The sequence below is a fragment of the Mesorhizobium sp. M00.F.Ca.ET.216.01.1.1 genome (assembly GCF_004010325.2).
Taxonomy (GTDB): domain Bacteria; phylum Pseudomonadota; class Alphaproteobacteria; order Rhizobiales; family Rhizobiaceae; genus Mesorhizobium.
This window is the reverse complement of the sequence record NZ_SADR02000068.1, coordinates 1-1,988: the sequence shown is the minus strand read 5'-3', so window position 1 is coordinate 1,988 and position 1,988 is coordinate 1. Positions and strand designations below refer to the sequence as shown.

Genomic DNA, 1,988 nt, shown 5'->3' with positions numbered 1-1,988 from the left:
GGGTGTGCGCCGTGACAAGGCGGCACTTTCCAGTGGGTGCAAACCCCACCCGGCAACCGCTCCAGCCGGAAGCAATCGGAGCAGGCATGGAGGAGACGAAATGTCTGAAGCCTTCGATTAGCGGGTCACGAATTGGTGACCGCGCGAGTGTGCAGGCCGCAACGTGAGTGAACGCCGAGCAAGCCTCGAAAAGGTCGATGTGCAGGCCGACCCGACAACCCTTTCGGGGAAGGCTGATACGGCTGGGTGAATGAGCGAAGACGACGCCCAGCTGCTGCACCGGGGTAGTGGCGGCAGCATGTACACAAGGAAAGCGCACGCAACACGGGAAGCCCCAATGCGTGATCAGGGATGATCAACCGGACGCCCGCGAGGGACAGGCCGGGCGCGCTGGGGTGGCGGAGAGGCCCGTAGTACCGGGGAAGCCGGGTAATGCCGGTGGAGGGAAGGGGCCTCAGTTCAAGACGAACGCAACAAGTGGAGAGGGACCGGAGATTGGGAAACCTAGCAACTCCGAAGAGTGTTCAGAAACTGCAGACGGCGTTACACGCGAAAGCGAAGGCAGAAGCCGGCTGTCGCTTCTATGCCCTGTACGACAAGATTAGTCGCGAGGATATTCTGGCGCATGCCTATGCCCAGTGCCGCTCCAACAAGGGCGCACCGGGTATGGACGGTCAGGACTTCGCGGACATCGAAGCGTATGGGGTCGAGCGGTGGCTTGGCGAACTGGCGCTTGCGCTCAGAGAGGAGACTTACCGACCGGAGCCAATCAGACGAGTGTTTATACCGAAGGCCAACGGCAAACTCAGGCCGCTGGGCATCTCGACCGTGCGGGATCGGGTCTGCATGACGGCAGCGATGCTGGTACTGGAGCCGATCTTTGAAGCCGACCTTCCACCGGAACTCTACGCCTATCGTGCCGGGCGCAATGCCCAGCAGGCGGTGATCGAGGTGGAGGAGTTGCTGTTCCGTGGTCATCCGGAAGTCGTTGACGCCGACCTCGCGGACTACTTCGGGAGCATTCCCCATGCCGAACTGATGAAGTCGGTAGCGCGCCGGATCGTTGATCGGCGCGTGCTGCATCTGCTCAAGATGTGGCTGGAATGCCCTGTCGAAGAAACCGATGATCGAGGCCGCAAGACACGCACGACCGAAGCACGGGACAAGCGGCGCGGCATTCCGCAGGGCTCACCCCTATCACCCTTGCTGGCAAATCTGTACATGCGCCGGTTCGTGCTGGGATGGAAGAAGCTCGGCCTTGAGCAGAGCCTCGGCTCTCGCCTCATCACCTATGCCGACGACCTCGTGATCTTGTGCAGGCGGGGCAATGCGGAAGCAGCGCTTCAGCACCTGCGCGAGATCATGGGCAAGCTGAAGCTGACGGTGAACCAGGACAAGACACGAATCTGCAAGGTGCCGGAAGGCGAGTTCGACTTCCTGGGCTACACGTTCGGACGGATGTACTCTCCAACGACTGGCAAAGCCCGTCTGGGCTACCGGCCATCGAAGAAGAGCATCAGGCGCGCTGTGGAGAACATCCACGCGCTGACCGACCGAAAGGGTACATGGCAAGAGACCACATATCTGGTGAAGCGGATGAACCGGACGCTGCGCGGATGGGCGAACTACTTCTCGGTAGGAACCACCAGCAAGGCGTATCGGGCACTCGACAGCTACACCGCAGTGCGGTTGCGCCGGTGGTTGCGGTCCAAGCACAAGACCAGACGAAGCAAGGGCGGGGCCTATCCAGACTCGCACCTTTACGAACACTTTGGGCTCGTACGTCTGACCCAACTAGGACGCGGCGTGTCGTGGGTGAAGGCGTGAGTTCTTGTCCGAGAGCCGGATGCGGGAGATCTGCATGTCCGGTTCGATGAGCGGGGTGTGGAAACGGAGCTACGGTTGAACCACTAAGGCACCGCCAGACGAAAGGGGCGGCAAACAGATATGTTCAACCTACCGCCACCGCGCCACACCTCGACTCTACC

General features: G+C 61.1%; 1 protein-coding gene. It reads left to right on the top strand.

Annotated elements, in window-relative coordinates; translation table 11 throughout:
• Positions 1-495 precede the first annotated feature (495 nt).
• The gene (ltrA, locus tag EN859_RS35015) at positions 496-1,827 is read left to right on the top strand and encodes a group II intron reverse transcriptase/maturase (protein WP_210237747.1); all 1,332 of its coding nucleotides are present in this window, start codon (positions 496-498) and stop codon (positions 1,825-1,827) included.
• Positions 1,828-1,988: the final 161 nt, after the last annotated feature.